The sequence below is a fragment of the Adhaeribacter rhizoryzae genome (assembly GCF_008629685.1).
Lineage (GTDB): Bacteria > Bacteroidota > Bacteroidia > Cytophagales > Hymenobacteraceae > Adhaeribacter > Adhaeribacter rhizoryzae.
Map to the genome: position 1 here is coordinate 87,516 of NZ_VWSF01000011.1, position 20,324 is coordinate 107,839.

15 protein-coding genes are annotated in these 20,324 nt (G+C 44.7%); 6 read left to right on the forward strand and 9 right to left on the reverse strand.

The genetic code is table 11. From position 1 onward, the window contains the following. Positions 1 to 136: 136 nt before the first annotated feature. Positions 137 to 1,111: an isopenicillin N synthase family dioxygenase gene (locus tag F0145_RS14850; protein ID WP_150089259.1), complete on the reverse strand. Its 975-nt coding sequence runs from the start codon at positions 1,109 to 1,111 to the stop codon at positions 137 to 139. Between the two features lie 107 nt (positions 1,112 to 1,218). On the opposite strand from F0145_RS14850, the gene F0145_RS14855 reads away from it, so the two are divergent. Then, positions 1,219 to 2,094, forward strand: coding sequence for a hypothetical protein (locus F0145_RS14855; RefSeq protein ID WP_150089261.1), 876 nt, complete (start codon positions 1,219 to 1,221; stop codon positions 2,092 to 2,094). Between the two features lie 161 nt (positions 2,095 to 2,255). Continuing rightward, on the forward strand, positions 2,256 to 3,833 hold the full coding sequence (locus tag F0145_RS14860) for an OmpA family protein (protein WP_150089263.1): 1,578 nt from the start codon (positions 2,256 to 2,258) through the stop codon (positions 3,831 to 3,833). A 302-nt stretch (positions 3,834 to 4,135) separates the two neighbouring features. On the opposite strand, the gene proS is transcribed toward F0145_RS14860, so the two are convergent. Further along, on the reverse strand, positions 4,136 to 5,611 hold the full coding sequence (gene proS / locus F0145_RS14865) for a proline--tRNA ligase (protein WP_150089265.1): 1,476 nt from the start codon (positions 5,609 to 5,611) through the stop codon (positions 4,136 to 4,138). Between the two features lie 182 nt (positions 5,612 to 5,793). Between proS and F0145_RS14870 the strand changes: the two genes are divergently transcribed. Continuing rightward, the gene (locus tag F0145_RS14870) at positions 5,794 to 7,179 is read left to right on the forward strand and encodes a hypothetical protein (RefSeq protein ID WP_150089267.1); all 1,386 of its coding nucleotides are present in this window, start codon (positions 5,794 to 5,796) and stop codon (positions 7,177 to 7,179) included. 26 nt (positions 7,180 to 7,205) lie between these two features. Continuing rightward, positions 7,206 to 8,657, forward strand: a complete 1,452-nt coding sequence (locus F0145_RS14875; RefSeq protein WP_150089269.1) for an OmpP1/FadL family transporter — start codon at positions 7,206 to 7,208, stop codon at positions 8,655 to 8,657. A 293-nt stretch (positions 8,658 to 8,950) separates the two neighbouring features. On the opposite strand, the gene F0145_RS14880 is transcribed toward F0145_RS14875, so the two are convergent. From F0145_RS14880 to F0145_RS14890, 3 genes are all read right to left on the reverse strand, one after another. Beyond that, complete coding sequence (locus tag F0145_RS14880) at positions 8,951 to 9,820, reverse strand: hypothetical protein (RefSeq protein ID WP_150089271.1); 870 nt, start codon at positions 9,818 to 9,820, stop codon at positions 8,951 to 8,953. 208 nt (positions 9,821 to 10,028) lie between these two features. Beyond that, positions 10,029 to 10,751, reverse strand: coding sequence for a glycosyltransferase family 2 protein (locus tag F0145_RS14885; RefSeq protein ID WP_150089273.1), 723 nt, complete (start codon positions 10,749 to 10,751; stop codon positions 10,029 to 10,031). Positions 10,752 to 10,785: 34 nt separating this feature from the next. Continuing rightward, complete coding sequence (locus F0145_RS14890) at positions 10,786 to 11,574, reverse strand: SDR family oxidoreductase (RefSeq protein WP_150089275.1); 789 nt, start codon at positions 11,572 to 11,574, stop codon at positions 10,786 to 10,788. A 228-nt stretch (positions 11,575 to 11,802) separates the two neighbouring features. On the opposite strand from F0145_RS14890, the gene F0145_RS14895 reads away from it, so the two are divergent. Continuing rightward, positions 11,803 to 12,333, forward strand: coding sequence for a 3-hydroxyanthranilate 3,4-dioxygenase (locus tag F0145_RS14895; RefSeq protein ID WP_150089406.1), 531 nt, complete (start codon positions 11,803 to 11,805; stop codon positions 12,331 to 12,333). Positions 12,334 to 12,473: 140 nt separating this feature from the next. Next, on the forward strand, positions 12,474 to 12,887 hold the full coding sequence (locus tag F0145_RS14900; protein ID WP_150089277.1) for an OsmC family protein: 414 nt from the start codon (positions 12,474 to 12,476) through the stop codon (positions 12,885 to 12,887). 65 nt (positions 12,888 to 12,952) lie between these two features. Here the strand turns inward: F0145_RS14900 and F0145_RS14905 are convergent, their stop codons facing one another. The 4 genes from F0145_RS14905 to F0145_RS14920 form a co-directional block, all read right to left on the reverse strand. Then, on the reverse strand, positions 12,953 to 14,224 hold the full coding sequence (locus F0145_RS14905; RefSeq protein WP_150089279.1) for a DUF4302 domain-containing protein: 1,272 nt from the start codon (positions 14,222 to 14,224) through the stop codon (positions 12,953 to 12,955). Between the two features lie 33 nt (positions 14,225 to 14,257). Beyond that, the gene (locus F0145_RS14910) at positions 14,258 to 15,106 is read right to left on the reverse strand and encodes a zinc-binding metallopeptidase (RefSeq protein WP_150089281.1); all 849 of its coding nucleotides are present in this window, start codon (positions 15,104 to 15,106) and stop codon (positions 14,258 to 14,260) included. A 17-nt stretch (positions 15,107 to 15,123) separates the two neighbouring features. Continuing rightward, positions 15,124 to 16,584, reverse strand: coding sequence for a RagB/SusD family nutrient uptake outer membrane protein (locus tag F0145_RS14915; RefSeq protein WP_150089283.1), 1,461 nt, complete (start codon positions 16,582 to 16,584; stop codon positions 15,124 to 15,126). Positions 16,585 to 16,692: 108 nt separating this feature from the next. Further along, positions 16,693 to 20,085, reverse strand: a complete 3,393-nt coding sequence (locus F0145_RS14920) for a SusC/RagA family TonB-linked outer membrane protein (protein WP_150089285.1) — start codon at positions 20,083 to 20,085, stop codon at positions 16,693 to 16,695. Positions 20,086 to 20,324: the final 239 nt, after the last annotated feature.

A 20,324-nucleotide genomic window follows, 5' to 3' on the forward strand; every position in this document is an offset into this window, starting at 1 on the left:
CTTACATTAAGTGGTCTCATAAAAAAAGAACCGGGTACAAAAAGCTACCTTATTGGTAAACTTTTATGCCCGGTTCAGGTTTTCAGAAATGCTCTTTTTATCTGTTAACAAGCTTTTTTTAGAAATAGAAAACAAATTATTTTTTAAGCAAGCCTAATTCTATCAGGCGTTCGGTTAAAAACTCGCCGGCGGTAATGTCGGTGTAAGCTTTGGGGTTTTCGGCATCAATGCAGCTTTCCAGGCAGGTTAAATCCATTTCGGTACGCGGGTGCATAAAAAACGGAATAGAGTAACGGGAAGTATGCATGAGTTCGCGTGGCGGGTTTACCACCCGGTGAATCGTAGATTTTAATTTGTTGTTGGTATGCCTCGATAGCATATCGCCTACGTTTACCACCACTTGTTCCGGCAAAGCCGTTATAGGTATCCATTTGCCATCGCGGCGCAGTACTTGTAAACCATCGGCGCTGGCGCCCATTAGCAGCGTAATCAAATTTATATCGCCGTGTTCGGCGGCTCTTACGGCATCGGCCGGTACGCTATCCGGGTTTTCAATCGGGAAATAATGAATCTGGCGCAGAATGCTGTTGCCGTTATGCACTTTGTCGTCGAAATAATTTTCTTCCAGATTTAAGTAAAGCGCAATGGCCCGCAACATATTCTGGCCGGCTTTTTCGAGGGCTTTATAAGCAGTGAGGGTATTCTCTTTAAATTCCGGTACTTCGTCGGGCCAGATATTTGCCGGGTAATTTTCGGCTTTAAGTTCTGCTACGGACAGCTCCTGGCCCACGTGGTAAAATTCTTTTAAATCGCCGGTGTTGCGGCCTTTGGCGTGTTCTTTACCTTTACCAATGTAGCCGCGCTGGCCCGCTAATTCTGGTTTTTCGTACTTTTGTTTTACTTCGTCGGGTAAAGAAAAGAATTTTTTAACCGATTCGTATAAATCGCTGGTAAGGGTATCGCTTAAACCATGGTTGCGGATAGCCACAAAACCAATCGTTTGGAAAGCTTCTCCTAAGTCCTGCACAAATTTATTTTTCTGCTCCGCATTGCCCGATGTAAAATCATGCAAATCCAGCGAAGGTATTTTTTCTACTAACTGGTCGTTCATATCGTATACTTATAATAATCACAAATAATGGGGGGAAATAAACCCTGCAAGTTACCAAATTTTATAATTTTGATTTACTGTTTAACCATTATTAACGTTACCAAACTATGAAGAAACTAATGATTTTTGCCGCCCTAACAGCGTCCGTTAATTTTACCGCCTGTAATTCAGGTAATAAAGGGCAAACCGAAGCCGAAACAACTGAAACCGGGCAAAGTGCAGGTGAAGCAACCACCACCGCCACTGATACTTCGGCAACGGGTGGTACCGGTACCGTAATGGAAAAGAATGGCCTGAAAGTTTATTCTTTTAATACCTCGCCTAAGTTTCCGGATGCCGACCTGGATTTGGAAGAACCAGACGATGATAGCAAAGTGCCGTCCGGCGAAGTTAAATTTGTTTACGAACTGAAAAATTACCAGTTAACGGCCCAAACCGCCGAAGGGCCCGCCCACCAGGATCACGCCAACTCCAAAGAAGGTCAGCACATTCATAATATTGTAGACAACGAGCCTTATACCGCGCATTACACTACCTCTTTTACCAAACCTATAAAAGATGGCAGTCACGTAATATTATCTTTCCTGTCGCGCTCTTACCACGAAAGCTTAAAGCACAAAGATGCTTATGACTTGAGCGTAATTAACGTAGGAAATAGTACTACCGGGCCAGGCGCTAACTTTGATGAAGATGGGAAACACCTGTTTTACAGCCGGCCAAAAGGGGATTATACGGGTAATGATACCAAAAAAGTAATGTTGGATTTCTACCTGGTAAATACCGACCTGTCGGAGAATGGCAATAAAGTACGAGCTACTATTAATGGCACCGAGTTTATGCTGCACGAATGGCTGCCTTATACCATAGAGGGTTTGCCTATGGGCGAAAATACCATTAAATTAGAGTTATTAGATAAAGATGGCAAGGTAGTGCCAGGACCATTTAATACCGTAGAGCGTAAATTTATGCTGAAAGCTTCTTAATATTTTCTTAACCCTTAAGAGGTTTAAGTCAGGTAAACTTGGATTTAATCTATATTTTCAGGTTTATCTGGCTTTTTTATTTTTATATTAAATTAATATTCCATTCTGTTTGTTTAAACTGAAAATAAATTCATACTTTTAGTATTATTTTAATTTCAGTTATGTGGTATAAAAATTTTACGCTTGTAGCTTTTCTGTTCTGTATGGCCTTTTTGGCCAAAGCACAAAACCCCGAAATAGGTGAGAAAGAGGTAATTGGGTACGATTCGGTGTTGCAAAATTTAGGGCCGGCTATTAATACCCGTTTTACCGAAGTGCGACCTGTTATTTCGCCGGATGGTAAAACCTTGTACTTTGCCCGGCAATTCTTCCCTAAGAACAAAGGTGGCCAGCAAGATGAGCAGGATATTTGGTATTCTACCCGCTCCAACACCAAAGAACAAAAATGGTCGGAAGCCCGCAGTATGGGTTCGCCGGTTAATACCGCTGATCCTAACGGCGTTTGCGCTGTAACACCCGATGGCAACTCCTTGTTGCTCATTAATAATTATAACCCTGATGGTTCGATGGTAATGGAAGGCGCTTCTATTACTACCCGCACCAAAAAAGGCTGGAGCCTGCCGGCCAAGGTGAATATTTTGAATTATTACAACACCAATAAAGAAAACGTAGATTATTTTTTGTCGAACTCCGGTAAAATATTGCTGATGGCCATTGAGCGCGAAGAAAGCGTAGGTGAATTGGATTTATTTGTGAGCTTTCAGCAAAAATTTGGCGTTTGGACGAAGCCTTTAAATTTAGGAAAACAGGTAAACTCCGGTAAAGCTGATTTTGCACCTTTCCTGGCAGCCGACGAAAAAACCCTTTACTTTGCTTCGGAAGGTCATAAAGGTTTTGGTAAAAGCGATATTTTCTATGCCAAGCGCCTCGATGATACCTGGCAGAACTGGTCGACACCCGTAAACTTAGGGCCTAATGTAAATACCCCAGACTGGGAGGCTTATTATACCGTATCGGCAGCTGGTACCGATGCTTACCTGGTTTCGTCGAAAGAAGGCACCCAGGGCTCGCGCGATATTTTCCGGATTGCTACCAAAGAGCGTTTCAAACCGGAAGCAGTAATATTGGTAACCGGTAAAGTAATTGACAAAGCTACCGGCAAGCCGATTGATGCCAAGATTGTGTACGTAGAGTACCCGAGCGGCAAAGAAATTGGAACAGCTCGTACCAACCCTAAAGACGGTAGCTACACCATTGTATTACCCAAAGGTACCAAGTACGGCTACCGCGCCGAAGCCGAAGGTTATATTGCCATGAACGAAGAAGTAGATGCCATTGACACCAAAGCTTACAAAGAAGAATCGAAAGATTTAGAACTGGTAGCAAAAGAAGTAGGCGGAAAACTTAACCTGAAAAATTTGGTGTTTGACCGCGGTAAATACGATTTACTGGAAAGCTCATTTACCGAGTTAGATTTACTTGTGAAGCACATGACCGATAATCCAACCATGGAGATAGAAGTCCAGGGCCATACCGATAACCAAGGTGATGCCAAGTTAAACGTACAACTATCGCAGAATCGGGTTAACGAGGTACGGAAATATTTAATTGCCAAAGGTATTGATAAGAAGCGTATTCGGGCTCGTGGTTACGGTGGTTCCAGACCAATATACAGCAACGCGAAAGAAGAAACCCGGAAGATGAACCGCCGCGTAGATTTCGTGATTCTGAAGAAATAATTTATAGTTAATGGCTGATAAAAATAGAAACAGCCATATAATAAAAAAGGCGCTGCAAATATTTGCAGCGCCTTTTTTATTATTACAGTCTAGTTACCGGCTTCCAACTACTTATCCATAGCCTGCCCCCTGACAGGCTATGAAATTGCAAGTTTTGGGTTCGGCCTGTCAGGGCACAGGCCGGGGAGTGGTAAACCTGCCAGAGAATATAAAAAATGCACAAAAAATATTTTCTGCTCCTTTTTAACTATTATAGTCCAGATACCTGCTACCAAATACCTATTACCAGATACCAAAATCCTTTAGTAAGCCCGGGCAAAATATACCCGGCGGGCAGATGGTTTACCGGTAACCATACAGGTGCCTTCTTCGGGCTGCGTATCTAAAGCAATGCAGCGAATAGTTGCTTTGGTTTCTTCTTTAATGCGCTCCTCTGTTTCGGAGGTGCCATCCCAATGAGCCAGCACAAAACCCCCTTTGGTATCCAGGACTTGCTTAAACTCGTCGTAAGAATCTACTTTAGTGGTATTTTCTTCCCGGAATTTAAAAGCCTTCTGGTAAATATTTGTCTGGATAGCTTCTAATAATTCTTCTACTTTGTTTTCAATATTTTCCAGGGGGTAAGCAGCTTTTTCTTTGGTGTCGCGGCGGGCTACTTCTACGGTGCCGTTTTCCAGGTCGCGGGCGCCAATGGCAATGCGCACCGGTACACCCTGCAACTCGTACTCGGCAAATTTCCAGCCGGGCTTTTGCGTATCGCGGTCGTCGAACTTTACCGAAATACCTTTGGCTTCCAGCGCTTTCTTTATTTGTTTCGCTTTCTCGCTGATTTGCTGTAACTGCGCATCGTTAAAGAAGATTGGTATAATTACTACTTGTATAGGCGCTAATTTAGGCGGCAGCACCAAACCTTCATCATCGGAGTGCGCCATAATTAAAGCGCCCATTAAACGGGTACTCACGCCCCACGACGTTCCCCATACGTATTCCAAACCGCCTTCTTTCGTCGCAAATTTTACATCAAATGCTTTGGCAAAATTCTGTCCTAAAAAGTGCGAAGTTCCGGTTTGTAAGGCTTTGCCATCCTGCATTAAACTTTCGATGCAATAAGTTTCTAAGGCCCCGGCAAAGCGCTCGTTGGGCGTTTTAATACCTTTTACCACCGGCACTGCCATAAAATTTTCGGCAAAGTCAGCGTATACATCCAGCATTTGTTCGGTTTCGGCAATAGCTTCTTCGGCAGTAGCGTGGGCGGTATGGCCTTCCTGCCATAAAAATTCGGCGGTACGCAAAAACAAACGGGTACGCATTTCCCAACGCACCACGTTGGCCCATTGGTTAATTAACAAGGGTAAATCGCGGTAAGATTGCACCCAGCCTTTATACGTATTCCAGATTACGGTTTCGGAAGTTGGGCGCACAATTAGTTCTTCTTCCAGTTTAGCATCCGGGTCAACCACTACACCGCTGCCGTCTTCGGCATTTTTTAAACGATAGTGCGTAATTACCGCGCATTCTTTGGCAAAGCCTTCAACGTGGCTGGCTTCTTTGCTAAAGAAAGATTTTGGAATAAAAAGCGGAAAGTAAGCATTGGTGTGGCCTGTTCTTTTAAACATGTCATCGAGCACCCGTTGCATCTTTTCCCAGATAGCATAACCGTAAGGTTTTATTACCATACAGCCCCGCACCGGAGAGTTCTCGGCCAAGCCGGCTCTTTTAACTAATTCGTTGTACCACAGAGAGTAATCTTCGCTTCTTTTAGGTAAGCTTTTGCTCATTTTTATTCTTATATTTGTAGTATATTAAAACTTATGGGTTTGGTACAAGTTTTGCTATATAAAAATAAATATTAGTTGCACCAATCTGGGTCAAAATTACGTTAATAAATAACATAACTGTTACCTGGAAGCGCGATTGTCTTTAAATTTTGTTCCAGGTATTATTCATTATCAGCAAGGCCATGAAAAATATAAACAAATTACTTTTAATACCCGCGTTTGCGGCCCTGGCAGTTGGGTGTAGCAGCCCCGTTGCCTTTCAGTCTTCTGAATACGACGATGTTTATTATTCTTCTAAAGATAACACGGTTATTCAGGACAGGGTAGTTGCTTCTGCTGATACTGAATCTGCGGTAGCAGAACAGGCACCAGAAGAAAATGCAGTGCCTAATCCGGAATATTCAGAGAAAAACAGCGGTACGGGTTATAGTTCGCGCGATTATGCGAATACAGAAGATTATTATTCTGATGATTACTTATACTCGTTGCGGCGTTATGCGCCTTACCGGTCTGGCCTTTCTTACTACGATTTAGCTTACTCAGATTACTGGTATAACCGCAGCCCTTACCTGTATGGCCGTTCTTCGTTTTACGATCCGTTTTATTCCCCATATTCTTATTACGATCCTTTTTACAGCCCTTACGATTATGGGTTTAGATATCCGCGCATATATACTGGTTTAACCGTGGTAATCGGCCGGCCTTATTATGGTGGTTTGTACGGCGGTAATCCATATTATGGTGGCTATGGTGGTTACGGTGGTTTTAACCGGGGTTGGTTTGGCGGTGGCAACCGGTATTATGCTGGTAACGGCTGGTACCGCAACGATACCAATGCACCAACTAAAGTACAGTATGGACCGCGCCGCGAGCGTAGTGTAGTACCAACCGGAAGCGCCGGTACCAACAACACCGGTGCCCGTCCGCGGGGTGATGGTGGTAACGTTGTGCCAGGTGGCGGCGGTGGGGTAGTTGCTCCCGGCGATAACCGGGGTGCTCGTCCTGCCAATGCAGATGTTCGCTCTACCCGTTCCCGAGCTACCAGTACCGAGGGTACACCAAATGTAGAAGGTACTAGTCGTAATACATCGCCGGATATGGCCCGGCCAACAAATTCTCCTGAAAGAGCTACGCGCGTGGGCCGCCAAGGCCGGAACGATGAAAACCTTTCCGGAAATGAGGCCGAACGTACTACCGTACAACCTGGTGAACGTCCTTCGCGCCGTGCCCGGATAGAAACCGATAATTATAATATTCCGGATCAGCCACGCAACGTAGAAGAACGCCCAGCGGTACGTCCGCGTAGTGAGCGGCGAAATATGGAGAATTACACCCCGGCTACTACCCAGCCACAACGCCGCGAGTATGAACCGCAGCGCCAGGAGCGGGTTCGTCCGGAACCTACTTACCAGGCTCCCCGTCGGGAAAGAACGTATGAGGCACCACGTTATGAAGCACCTCGTTCTTACGAACAGCCCAGCAGTCGGCCCTCTTCGGGCAGCAGCAACGATGGTGGTAGCAATAGTGGCGGCAGTAGTGGCGGCCGTGGTGGCCGGCCCCGAAACTAATTAGTTACGTTTAGCTTTAAATTATCATGAAATCGATTAATATTTTAACCGGGGTGGCATTGCTTTGCCTCTCCGGTACAGCAATGGCCCAAAACGAAAACGACGCGCTGCGTTATTCCCGGTTGGGTTTAGGCGGAACTGCCCGTGTGCAGGCTATTGGTGGCTCGCAAGTAGCCCTTGGGGCCGATGCCGGCAACTTAGCGGGTAACCCGGCTGGCCTGGGTTTTTACCGGCGGTCTGAGTTTACTTTTACCCCGGGCATTCAGTTTGGCAATACCAACAGTACCGTAGATGGCAATAAGTCTGTAGATCAGCGCCAAAATTTGCACCTTTCGGGTTTGGGCTTGGTATTTGGCCGCCGTAAAAGCGATGGTACCGAAGGTGCCTGGCGGGGTGGCGCCTTTGGCATTGGCTTTACCAGGCAAAATTCTTTTCAGCATAAGTTTAATTACCAACGCGCTGCCAGTGGCGCTACCATTGTGGAATCGCTGGCCGAAAGTGCCAACCGCTACGGCATTGGCGATACCAATTTTGAGAACCGCGAAGGATTAGCTTATGAAACTTTCCTGATAAATTACGACCAGGATGCAAAAGAATATTATGCTACCAACCGGATTGGCGTAGTGCAGCAGTCGGAAGATGTGCTGAGCCAGGGTGCGCAAAACCAGTGGGATTTTTCTTATGGGGCCAGCTACCGCGATAAATTATACTTAGGTGCTTCTATTGGGCTCTCTACGCTGCGCTACAACCAGGTTAGTACTTTTAAAGAAGCAGAAAATAATAGCACCACGGTTTTCCAGAACCTGACTTTGCGCGATGAGTTTACCACCACCGGTAATGGTATAAATGGCCGGCTGGGCGTTATTTTTAAACCTACTGATTTATTCCGGGTAGGAGCCAGCATCCAAACGCCCACTTATTACGCCATGAACGATAGTTACCAAACTTCTTTGCAAGTGCAGGAGTTTGAAAACCATGATGTAAGCACCGATCCGGGCGAATACAGTTATAACCTGACTACGCCCATGCGCCTGAATGGCGGATTAGCCTTTATCCTAGGTAAAAACGGATTTATCTCCGGCGATTTGGAATACGTGGATTACAGCAAAGCCCGGTTAAACGATGATACTGATAGCGATGTTTTTCGTGCGACCAATAACCGGATAAGCACCGATTTTAAATCGGCTGTAAACCTGAAATTGGGTGCCGAAGGCCGTTACGATATTTTCCGGTTGCGGGCGGGTTACGCTTTGTTAGGCGACCCTTATAAAAATGGCACCATCGACCGGAAGCAATCAATTATTACCGCCGGGGCCGGTATCCGGCAAGCCAATTATTTTGCCGATTTGGCTTTTGTTACCTCATCGGCTAACTCGGTTTACTCGCCGTACACCCTTAACGATGTAGCCGACCAGCCAGTAGTTAATACCAAAAGCCGGGTCAATAATTTATTATTTACCGTTGGCTTAAACTTTTAAGTTAGTTATTGCCTAAATAAAAAAAGGAACTGCTGTTGAGCAGTTCCTTTTTTATGATTTATGCTGAAAAATACTGTGGCGTCAATTATTTTGGCCAGCAGAAATAATATTCTCTTATGTAGAAATTGCGCTTTAAACAGCGTTCCTGTCATCCTGAGCTGGTCGCAGGATCTGTAACAGCATTGTAAAGTGAAATTTAGCTATTTCGATAAGCTCAACAGGACCGCAATATTTTAAGCGCATATTCTACTTAGTAACAGTATACTATTGCAAAATATTCCTCTGGGTAAATCTTACTTCTGGGTTTTTACTTCGTAGCGCATCCGCACCAGCACCGAGTCATTCTTTTCAGCATCAAAAGCTTTATCGAAGCCGGCAATCCGGATAATGCCCGATTTGGTGTTGTTACGGAAAGCAATTAATTGGTTTTTACTTAAACGCGGCAACACTTCGGTAGGAGTTGCACTGCTATTGGCATAAACACTGGTCAATGCTTCTTCGGTGCGGATATCGCTAAAGTCGGCGGGCGTAAGCGGCGTAGTCTTGAACCGGATGCCAGCTCCTGGCACCGCCTGCAACGAAATACTTTTATCGGTTAGTTGGCTAAAATAAAAATCGACTTTATTCTTAATTTCGGGATTATTGCGGCCGGCATAGCCCGGGTAAGCCGTACCATCAGCTAAAGAAAAATACCGCAGGTTCTCAACCGCCGATTTTTGGTAAAAATAGCTCGAATAAGTATAAAAAGGTTGCCGGGCGGCATTGCTGGAGGTGGTTGTAAGGGTATATTTTCGTTCGTAAACCGTATTTTTTTCGTCGGTAACCGTAAACCGCCAGGTTTCTTTACCATTTAGGCTGCGAGTAGCAAACGTGAAAAATAAACCAAACTCCGGTACATTTAAGGTAGAGTCCAGGTAAGTAAGCGAATCTTTGTTGTCGTAGATGCGGGTAATTTTAAAGTTTTTTAAGGTGTTGCCGGTGCCGGTTTCGGCATAAACCGAGGTGGAGAGAATATTACCCCCGGTTACGGATTGGTTACCGGTAATTAGCCCATTGCCCGCGGCAAATAATAACCGGGTGCGGGGTTCCGGACTATCGCAGCTGGTAAAAAGCAACACGCAGAGGCTTAATAAATAAGATAATAAAACAGATTGTGGGCGCATTTATATTCTAAATTTCTTCTTGAGACTTACTTAATACTTAGTATTTAACGAAGGAATTAGTAAAATTAGCTTATATACCACTATAAAGCTGCATTAACCCATCTGTTTAAGTATTATAATATTGCAGCGCCTCTATTTTAAAGATGTAATTATTTGAAATGACTACAGCTAATCTTTTTCAGTTTTGAGAATAATCAGGTAAATGTAGTTATTTCCGCAGCAGGCCATATTTTACAATGCACCAAATAGCCCAAATGCCATCGCGCCAATTAATTTTTTTGCCTTGCTCGTAGGTGCGGCCATAATACGAAATACCCACTTCGTACACCCGAATGCCTTTAATCCGCGCCATTTTAGCGGTTACTTCGGGCTCAAAACCAAACCCATTTTCCTGCAGGTTAATATTTTGCAGCATTTCGCGCCGGAATAATTTATAGCCGCTTTCCATATCGGTCAGGTTCAAGTCGGTAAACATGTTGGAGAGAAAGGTTAAAAATTTATTGCCAACAGAGTGCCAGTAAAACAGCACCCGGTGCGCTTGCCCGCCCTGAAAACGCGAACCATACACCACATCGGCCTTGCCTTTTAAAACCGGTTCCAGCAAAATATTAATTTCTTCGGGGTCGTATTCCAAGTCGGCATCCTGAATAATAATGCAATCGCCGGTAGCTAATTTAATGCCCGTCCGGATGGCCGCCCCTTTTCCCCGATTCTGCTCATGCCTGATTAACTGAATATTTTCGCCGGTATATTCCTGTATAAAATTCTGAATGCGGGCCGTAGTTCCGTCGCGTGAACCATCGTCTACTACCAATATTTCTTTCTGAACAGAAGCGTTTAGTTTTAATTGGGTAATGGTTTCCAGTACCGGCCCAATGGTGGCGGCTTCGTTATAAGCCGGAATAATAATGGTTAGTTTGTGAATACTCAAAGCTTAAAGTTCGTGTAAATTAAGTTTAAGGTCTTTACAAACTGCTAACGCGGCCACCATCTACCTGCATGCTAACGCCGTTGATGTAAGCGGCGGCCGGCGTAGCTAAAAAGGCCGCGGCAGCGGCTACTTCTTTCGACTCGCCAAAGCGGCCGGCCGGAATATTTTTCAACATATCGGCTTCAATTTCGGCTACGGATTTGCCCGATTTTTCGGCTCTGGCCTGAATTAAAGAGGTATGCCGACCGGTAATAGTAGCGCCCGGCAACACATTATTTACAGTTATGTTAAAAGGCGCTAACTCAAAAGATAAGGTTTTGGCCCAATTGGCTACCGCGCCCCGGGTAGTATTCGAAACGCCTAAACCTGGCAGCGGCTGCTTAACCGAAGTAGAAATAATATTAATAATCCGGCCGTAGTTAGCCGGCTTCATTAAAGGCACAACTGCCTGCACCAATATATGGTTGCAAATTAAATGACTGGCAAAGGCTGCTGTAAATTCTTCTAATTTCGCTTCCAGAATAGGGCCGCCAGCCGGGCCGCCCGTGTTGTTCACTAAAATATGCACGGCGGTTTTCTGTTGCACATACTGTTGTATTTTCTCGGCTAATATTTCGGGTTGGGTAAAATCGGCAACAATATAATCGTGTTGCTGGCCTTGGCTGGTGTCGAGTTCGGCTACGGTGGCTTTTAACTTTTCTTCGTTGCGGGCTACCAAGGTTACCGAAGCGCCCAGTAACGCTAATTCTACCGCCGTGGCTTTGCCAATGCCTTGGGTACTGCCGCAAACAATGGCTTGTTTCTGGTGTAAGTTTAAATCCATGCCTAAATTTAGTTGTTATTTGTTAACCGTTGTTCGGTATCGGCAAATAAGTAATTAGGCTTAATATTTTTTAGCTCTTTTTAATAAAGGAGGTTATTAGCTGCAAGTTTTATAGTTCTGGTAAATGCTTTTTTATACTTTTAGCCGTATAAATTAGCTTGCTATAAAAACAGTATTGCTTTGGTAAGCACCAAACCAATTAACGAACAACGATTAACGAACAACGCCATGATAACCAGACCTTTTAATTTTCAGAAGTGGATTGATGAGCACCGGCATATTTTAAAGCCCCCCGTTGGCAATGCCCAGGTATTTAAAGACAACCAGGATTTTATTGTGATGGTGGTGGGCGGCCCAAACTCGCGTAAAGATTTTCATTACGACGAAGGCGAAGAATTCTTTTACCAGATTCAAGGTGATATAAACGTGCGGATTATTGAAGATGGCAAGCCCGTGGATGTGCCGGTAAAAGAAGGCGAAATATTTCTGTTGCCAGCTAAAGTGCCGCATTTGCCGCAGCGGCCCGCTAACACCATTGGGCTGGTAATTGAGCGTTACCGACAGCCCGGCGAGCAGGATGGCTTTTTGTGGTTCTGCGAAAATTGCGGCGAAAAGCTGTACGAAGAATATTTAGAGGTAACCGATATTGTAAAGCAATTGCCCGAAGTAATGAATAAATTTTATGCTTCGGAAGATAAACGCACCTGCAAAAACTGCGGTACCGTAATGGAACCGCCAAAACCGCCTAAGGCAACGTAATATTATTAAACAGCACCCGCCGTAATAGCGGTTTCAATATTTGAAATTATCCTGAATGTACTGGTGTTATAAGTATGAATTAAGCCGAAAAGATTAATTTTGCCGGCAGTAAATAATTCAGAAACACTAGATTTATAAATATGAAAGTAGAATTAAGGCGCGTAAACGAAGCCTTTCATTTTGAAGCAGTAGGTACCGCTGGCGTACCCGTACATATAGATGGCTCGCCGGACATAGGCGGTGAAAATGCTGGTGCCCGGCCTATGGAAATGATATTAATGGGCTTAGGTGGTTGCAGCGCCATTGATATTGTATTAATTCTGCAAAAGCAGCGCCAGGTAATTGAAGACATGAGTATTAGTATTGAAGGCGAGCGGGTACCCAACGAAACACCTTCGGTTTTCAAAAATATTCATGTGCACTACAACTTTAAAGGCGACCTGAACGAAGATAAAGTTAAACGGGCGATTGAATTATCAATGGATAAATATTGCTCCGTTACGGCTATTCTAAATAAAACCGCCGTTATTACCCATTCTTTCTCTATAAACTAAAAGCGGCCCCTTGGGGCCGCTTTTAGTTTATCTGACAGGTTGTTGCCGTAGGCTGATGCTTTTTATTAAAAGCTAATCCATGTTTTTGCGTCTTTGGCACTAACCAAATCGTAGCTATTGGGGCCAACCTGTATTACATAGTAGCCTTCTGGTATAATTAATTGCGCGCGGGTAGCATCCACAACAGCTTCGGCCGCCGCAGGCGGGGTGCCAAATTCTGCACCGTCGTAAGCAAATACTATTCTGCCATCGTTTCTAAACTGAGTTCTGATTGCTGGCCCGAAAAAATCATCCGCTGTCCAGAATATAAATCCGTCATAAGGCGGATCGGGTTGTTTATAAAAAGTAATAATTTCGAAGCCATTAATATTGTTTACACCAAAAGCATCTTCTACCCCTTCAACAGTAAAACCTGTAAAGTTTACCCAATATACCCCGTTAGGCGGGTTGTTATAGAACCGGCGGGCAGCTTGTAAATCTACGGCAGCAGGACTGGTAGATTCCCGGATGGTACCGGCCACGTTATTAACCGTAAACTGAATAGTTTTATTACTGGCATTATATTGCATGGCACTCAGGCCGGTAATGTTGGTGCTGCCCACCGCAAATGGCGTTAAAAATTCAATGCCCGCTTCGGTATAATAATATTCTGTAGTAAAGGATTTGGTAGTGCCGCCTTCAGAATAAGTTATGGTAATTTGCCGCAGGTTGGTATCCGCCGAAAAATCAAACGTTTGGTTAGCAATAAGTAACCGTTTAAAATAAGTGGTAAAATTATTTATACTTTCAAAGGTCTTTACGCTTTCGGCTATCCGGCTAATAAAATTATCGGCTCCGTCTTTAGTGGCTTTGGTTAAAACCAGGCGGCTGCCCTGCAAATTACCTTTCAGGGTAATTGTTTCGGGCGTTACCGATTCAAACGAAAATTCAAAATCAGAATATTTACCAGCTCCTACATCGCCGTTGCTTTGTCTGGGATCGGGATCGGCCAAAATGTGCATGTAATTATACGTATCGAATATTAAAGCCGGCTGCTGCATGGCTTTTAAACGATAGGTACTTTCGAGTGGTGTAGCTGCCGTGTTGGCGTTAATATCGCTTGCCATAGACAGGCGATCGTTGGCGTTAAACTTAATGAAAAAGCTGTACGCCGCGCCGCCCGCCGGGTATAAAATGGCTTTCCAGCCGTTTTCAGCGCCTACTAATTGGTTTTTGTAATCGCTAAGGGTTTGGTTCAGGCGTTCATCCGGCCGTTCGCCGGGGGCAATCTCGTCTTTGTTGTCGCATGCCGAAAGCAGCAAAATCAGCAGCAGACCCAAGTGTAATATTTTTTTCATATTAATAATTCTGATTTAACTAAACCGGCCGTTTTATAAAGCATTAATAGCAGCTTGGGCCTTGGTTTGCAAGCTATAAAAATCAATCTTCCAGGCTTCTTTAAAATACCGTACCACCAGTTCTTCTTTGCGTCTTAAAAGCGGTTGGGCCGATGCCGGAGCGCTGTTAACCATAGTATTAAAACCAGTACGGCCTTCGGTTAGCATCAGGGCAATCATTTCTACAAAATCGTCTTTTACGTTGTTGCGGGCGTATTGCGAAACAAAACCGCGGGAGCGGGCATCGGCCAACGAGTAATCGAACCAGTTGGCGGTGTAAGCCGGCGTAATGCTGGCATATTCTGCCGGAAACATAATGGTTTCATGTAAAATATGGCCGTACTCGTGATGTATGGTTTGCAACATCTGTTTTACCTGAAACTTATCTTTTTTGTCGAAATCGTTTATAACATACAATATTATTTTCCGGCCAGATTCGGCGGTACCTAGTGTTATGGTGCCATCGGTGTTAAATTGAGGGCTACCCACCAGCACAAACTGCCGGGGTGCTAAACTTTTAATAAAATTAGCGCCGCCTTCCTGCTCAAAAGGTTCTATCCATGTTTTTTTAATGGTTTCCATTACCGGAATAATTTTGTCTTCGCGGGGCGGGGTAAGTACTTTGTCTAAAGCCAGTTCGTACCGGTCGAAGCGGTATTTTACTTCAATGTTGTAGGGCTTCAGGTAGTTTTCGTCAATCCAGTTATCTACTGGCCCTTTAACCCAGCTATCGCCGCCCAAGCCGGTAATAGGCATATCTAAATTATCGTCGTCTTCGGAACAGGCTGTTATAAAACCTGCCATAAACAACAACAGCAATAAGGGTAATTTATTTATTTTCATTTTAGTACTTTTTGCTTTTAACGTGGATTTTGTTCGATACCGGCCAGCACTACTTCCTGCGGTAACTGAAGTACCCGGCGCGGATCGTCAGGACCAACAGTAATAACCTGGCCATCGGTGGTAGGGTGTTCAACGGTAATATTATGTCGTAAAATATCGAACCAGCGCATGCCCTCCTGTACAAATTCGGCGGCTTTAAAATCAAGCAGTGTGCTTAGTAACCCATCTTTTACGTTGGTAGTGCCATAAAAATTCCGGAGTTTTATATTGGTAATATTGTGGGTAGTAGCGCTGTAATTTTCAATGCGGGTACTGGCGTATAAATTAAGATCGGTGCGGGCAGCTTCCAGGTTACCTAATTCCAGGTTAGCTTCGGCGCGGTTAAACAACACTTCTTCGGCGGTAAACAACGGAAAAATGGTGTAGCCTACCCCAATATTGGCATTGGCATTTTCCCGCACAAAGTGTTCATTAAATTTTAGAATAAGCCAGTTGTCGTCGCCTTGGGTATAAGTTGGGAACGCAAACCGGGTGCCGGTTACGTTGGTGCCGGTAATTAAAGTGTTTACAATGGGTGTAGCCAAACCATAGCGGTACCGGCCATAATACCGCGACCACCACGAAGTAGTTTCGGCCAAAAGTAAATTAGCATTTTCGGCGGCTTTGGTGTAATTGGCCAGCATTTCGTTTACAGTTAGGTTTAGGTAAACACTTACCCACGGGCGTAAACTAGGAGCAATATTGCCGCCCGGGAAAGCCTGGTTGGCGTGCTGCACTACTTTTTGGTAATCTTTTTTAAACAAATAAAACCGGGTAGCAAAGGCATTGGCGGCAGTAGTAGTAAAATGATATTTTGGAATGCGGTAGGCGTTGTTATTCAGCAAAGGCAAACCTTCCGTTAAATCCTTTTCAATCTGTTCGTACACGTAAGCCACGGTTCCGCGATCGTACTGGCCCATTACTACCTTCTCCGGAGTAGTAACGTAAGGAATGCCGGGATCAGAAGCAGCGGTAGCAGGGTTATAAACTTTGGCAAAAAGCGTTACCAGCATAAAATGCGAATAAGCTCTTGCTACTAAAGCTTCGCCTTTTTGGGCTTGGTATTCGGCGGGATTAGGCGCATTCTCAATGGCTTCTAAAGCATGATTAGCCGCCGCAATAGCCGCGTAACAAGCATTCCAGTAATTGTTAGGCGTTCCCTGGGCGCGGGTGGGTACATCCTGGAAAAAATAAGGGTTGCGGTTTTCTTCTTCAATTAAAACCGGGCCAGTAGTACCTTTATCTAAAGCTAAGTCCGACATGGCTTCGGTAAATGTAGCGTAATCGGCTTTAGGGTAAGCGCCCACCAATAATTCGCTTACTTTTTCTACTGTGTCTAACTGGGTTCGCTGGTCTACGGGTTGCTCTAAATATTTTTCGCAACCTGCCAAAATGCCCAGGCCGAAAAGAAAAGTAGTATATATATAAACTTTTTTCATTTTTAATGTTGCTTATGCTGCTGATAGTATTTGGTAGTTAGTTTTATATTTAAAGTTTTACTACTTAAAATATTAACCCGTAATCTTCAGCCTTTACCTTTTAATATTTTATAAGCCTATTTTCAGCGAGAGTGTAAATTGCTTTGGAATAGGCATGGCTACACCTCCCGAACTAAAGAACTCCGGGTCCTGACCGTTTAAACGCTTATCGGCATAAATTAACCACATGTTGTTGGCTACCAGACTTAACGATAAATTATTCAGGCCAATCGTGCTTAAGCGGGTAGGTGGCAGAGCATAGGTAAGCGAAACCTGTTTCAGACGGACAAAATCACCGTCTACTACGCGGGTTGTGGAATAATTATAGTTGTTGTAGGGATAGCCTTCTAAACCGGCTGCGGCTATGCGATCCAAAATAGAAGGAATATTGGTGGTTTCTTCATCGCCGGGTAAAGTCCAGCGGTAAACAAAGTCGTAAGGCATGGCATCTAAATCGGTATAACTGGTCCGGAAAGCCGGGGTTAAACGTATTTTATTGCCGCCGCTGTAAGTTACCAGTGCCGATAGCGAAAAGTTTTTGTAACGCACCGAGTTAAACCAGCCACCGTTCAGGAGCGGATCTACCGGACCTTCGTATTTTAAATATTGGGTGTCGTCGCTTTGTAAATATACGTTGCCGCTGGTTTCGCCTTCTTCGTTAATAAAACGGGGCATACCGGTTTCAGGGTCTAAGCCCTGATAATCAATAGAAAACAAGCCACGGTATGGGTAGCCTTCTTTCGGGCCACCTTCCGGAATAACCAGCGACCAGATATCCGGGTTGTTTGCCAGGTTGGTGATTTTGCCTTTGTTGTAACCGGCAGTAAGCTGGGTTCTTACGCCTAAGTCTTTGGTGTTGATGATGCCGGCGCCCAGCGCTACTTCCAGTCCGTAAGATTGCATATCGGCGTAGTTGGCTACTTTTATTTCTTCGCCGCCAATACCGGAGGTGCGAATAGGGCCAATTAAATCAAAAGCGTTGCGGAGGTAAGCATCGACGGTTGCAGTTAGTTTTTCGTTAAACAATCCGGCATCTACGCCCACGTTGGTTTCGTATTGTTTCTCCCAGGTCAGCTCCGAGTTTTCCAGGTTCTGAATATATATCATCGATTCTACCTCGGTTAAATAAGGCCGGCGGGTACTGGTGTTTTGCAGGACCAAACTGGAGTTGGTGGCGTTACCCATACTGGCCGTCAGGCCGTAAGTAGCCCGTAAAGTCAGTCGGTTTACTGTGTTCTGGCGCGCCATAAAAGGTTCGGTGTCTACGTTCCAGGAGCCGCTCACATTCCAGGTGGGTAGCCAACGGGCGGTGCGGGCTTCGCCCAAAGCATTGGAGCCATCGTAACGCACGGTGCCATTTAAATTATACTTACCCCGGTACGAATAAGCGCCATTAGCCATATAAGCCAGGAACCGATCGTAGCGCATGCTCATGTTGTAATAATTGAAATTGCTTTCCACATTTTGCTTTATAATGCGGTAATCAATGTAGGGCACGCCGCCTTTGTCGTACTGGTAACCGGCGCCGTTAAAACTTTTATTCTGACGGTCGGCGTAGCGGAGTTCCTGTGAGGCAAAAAGACGAAAAGTGTGAATATCAGCTAAGGTTTTATCCCATTCCAGCGTGTTCCGGAAGTTATAACTTACTAAATTATCGTCGTTGGTATTGTAAAAACCGCCGTACGGCAAAACCACTACGGGTTGCGCATCCGGGTTATCCGGGTCGCGGTACAAAAATTTATTTTCTTCCTCTACAACAGCGTTTTGGTTGGCGCGGTAAGCATTGGCCATGTTGGAGTTTTCGCGCACTTTGTGTTCCTGGTTGGTTTTGGCGTAACGCAAAGCGCCCAGAAAAGAATATTTCAGATTATTCCGAATCTTATAAGAAAAATCGCCTTGCAGTTTTAAATCCAGTAAAGAAAGGTCGAGGGTATTATTTTCCAGTTCATCCAGAATATTAAAAGGCGCAAAATTGCGGCGGAAAAATTCGCGGTTGCCGTTTTCGTCGTAAGCGGTTAAGGTGCGGCTGGTGTTAATGGCGTAGCTAAAAGGGTTAATATCGAAATCGCGATCGTACTGGCCCGAAACCGGATTGCTGAGCCGGCCCAAAGTACCGGGTGCGCGCTGGTCCCGGATAGAACCCTGCGATATTAAACCCACCGATATTTTATCCGAAATATTAAAGTTAGCCCGTGCATTGCCCGTAAAGCGTTTTACCTGATCGGCAATGCTCCAGCCATTATCCTGCAAATAACTCGTAGAAAAATATAGCTGCGATTTTTCGGTGCCCGACGAAATGCTTAAAGAATGCTCCTGCATAAAAGAATTCTGAAACAACTCATCGAACCAATTGGTGTTGGCGCGGGCGTAGCGTTCTAAAAAAGTAGCGCGGGCCGCCGGACTGTTCTCTAAACCGTAAGTGCCGGTGCCAGGATCAAAGGTATTTATCAGGTCGTACATTTTGGTAAATACCCCGCCATCCTGCCGCCGCGATACGTCGGCGTGGTTTAGCCAGCCTTTGCGTTCCATCTCAGCATAAACCGACATCTGGTCGGCTGAATTCATGATATCGAAGTTGCGGTAAGTAGGTTTTAAGTAAGTGCTGAAGTTACCGGTATAGGACACAATAGGCTTACCAATTTTACCTTTTTTGGTCGTAATTACTACCACGCCGTTCATGGCGCGGGCACCGTACATGGCCGTAGCCGAAGCATCTTTCAATATCTGGAAACTTTCAATATCGTCGGGGTTCAGGCCGGCTACCGAAGAACCAATTAGCGTGGCCGGGTCGCCGGTAGATAATTGCTCGTTCGATACGTTTACCACATCTTCCAGAATAACACCATCTACCACCCACAGCGGTTTGTTATCGCCGGTAATAGAAGTGGCACCACGTACCCGTATTTTAGGGGCAGCACCAAAAGTACCCGAAACGTTTTGTACCGAAACTCCCGCTACGCGGCCTTCCAGCATCCGGCTCACATCGGTAACACCGCTTCTTTTAGCATCATCGCCTTTGAGTAAGGTGGCTGAACCGGTAAACATTTTGCGGTCGATGGTTTGGTAACCCGTAACTACTACCTCGTCTAAGCTTTTGCCTTCTTCTTCCAGGGTTATGATAATGGAGGTGCGGTTATTAACCGGAACTTCCTGTGATTTATAACCCACCATCGAGAAAACCAGCGTCGCATTGTCTTTAACGGTAAGCTGAAAATTGCCTTGCGCATCGGTAATGGTTCCGTTTTGGGTGCCTTTTTCAATTACGTTTATGCCCGGTACAGTTTCGGTTGTAGCGCCGTTTCCTTGTATGCGCACGGTGCCTTTAACCACAATATCGGCCAGAATTATATGTTCTGATTCGTCTTTAAAAGCATAGGCATTATTGGTTACCATCGGGCAGATACCGGTCAGCAGCAACAGTAAGACTTTACCTTTTACTTTTGAGTAAATGGTTTTATTCATAAGCGTTCTTTTGTAAGCAGTTGGGTTGTTTGGGTTTCTTATGAAAACGATTAAATCTAATTAAAATTTTCTTCTTTTAGCCCTATTTTACGTTCTGGTTCTAAATTGTTTTAAAGTATTGAAAGTTTTGGTTTACAGGCCGGTTTACGAAGTAATATTTACAGTTTTATTCTAATATAAAGCCCCTAAAATATTTATCAGATAGTGGTTTAAAAATTAGAATAATGAAAGTTCGCCTA

What these genes read in the sequence shown, in the direction of transcription:
- F0145_RS14850 (WP_150089259.1), bottom strand. Translation starts at nt 1,111, where the DNA reads ATGAACGACCAGTTAGTAGAAAAAATACCTTCGCTGGATTTGCATGAT.
- F0145_RS14855 (WP_150089261.1), top strand. Translation starts at nt 1,219, where the DNA reads ATGAAGAAACTAATGATTTTTGCCGCCCTAACAGCGTCCGTTAATTTT.
- F0145_RS14860 (WP_150089263.1), top strand. Translation starts at nt 2,256, where the DNA reads ATGTGGTATAAAAATTTTACGCTTGTAGCTTTTCTGTTCTGTATGGCC.
- proS (WP_150089265.1), bottom strand. Translation starts at nt 5,611, where the DNA reads ATGAGCAAAAGCTTACCTAAAAGAAGCGAAGATTACTCTCTGTGGTAC.
- F0145_RS14870 (WP_150089267.1), top strand. Translation starts at nt 5,794, where the DNA reads ATGAAAAATATAAACAAATTACTTTTAATACCCGCGTTTGCGGCCCTG.
- F0145_RS14875 (WP_150089269.1), top strand. Translation starts at nt 7,206, where the DNA reads ATGAAATCGATTAATATTTTAACCGGGGTGGCATTGCTTTGCCTCTCC.
- F0145_RS14880 (WP_150089271.1), bottom strand. Translation starts at nt 9,820, where the DNA reads ATGCGCCCACAATCTGTTTTATTATCTTATTTATTAAGCCTCTGCGTG.
- F0145_RS14890 (WP_150089275.1), bottom strand. Translation starts at nt 11,574, where the DNA reads ATGGATTTAAACTTACACCAGAAACAAGCCATTGTTTGCGGCAGTACC.
- F0145_RS14895 (WP_150089406.1), top strand. Translation starts at nt 11,803, where the DNA reads ATGATAACCAGACCTTTTAATTTTCAGAAGTGGATTGATGAGCACCGG.
- F0145_RS14900 (WP_150089277.1), top strand. Translation starts at nt 12,474, where the DNA reads ATGAAAGTAGAATTAAGGCGCGTAAACGAAGCCTTTCATTTTGAAGCA.
- F0145_RS14905 (WP_150089279.1), bottom strand. Translation starts at nt 14,224, where the DNA reads ATGAAAAAAATATTACACTTGGGTCTGCTGCTGATTTTGCTGCTTTCG.
- F0145_RS14910 (WP_150089281.1), bottom strand. Translation starts at nt 15,106, where the DNA reads ATGAAAATAAATAAATTACCCTTATTGCTGTTGTTGTTTATGGCAGGT.
- F0145_RS14915 (WP_150089283.1), bottom strand. Translation starts at nt 16,584, where the DNA reads ATGAAAAAAGTTTATATATATACTACTTTTCTTTTCGGCCTGGGCATT.
- F0145_RS14920 (WP_150089285.1), bottom strand. Translation starts at nt 20,085, where the DNA reads ATGAATAAAACCATTTACTCAAAAGTAAAAGGTAAAGTCTTACTGTTG.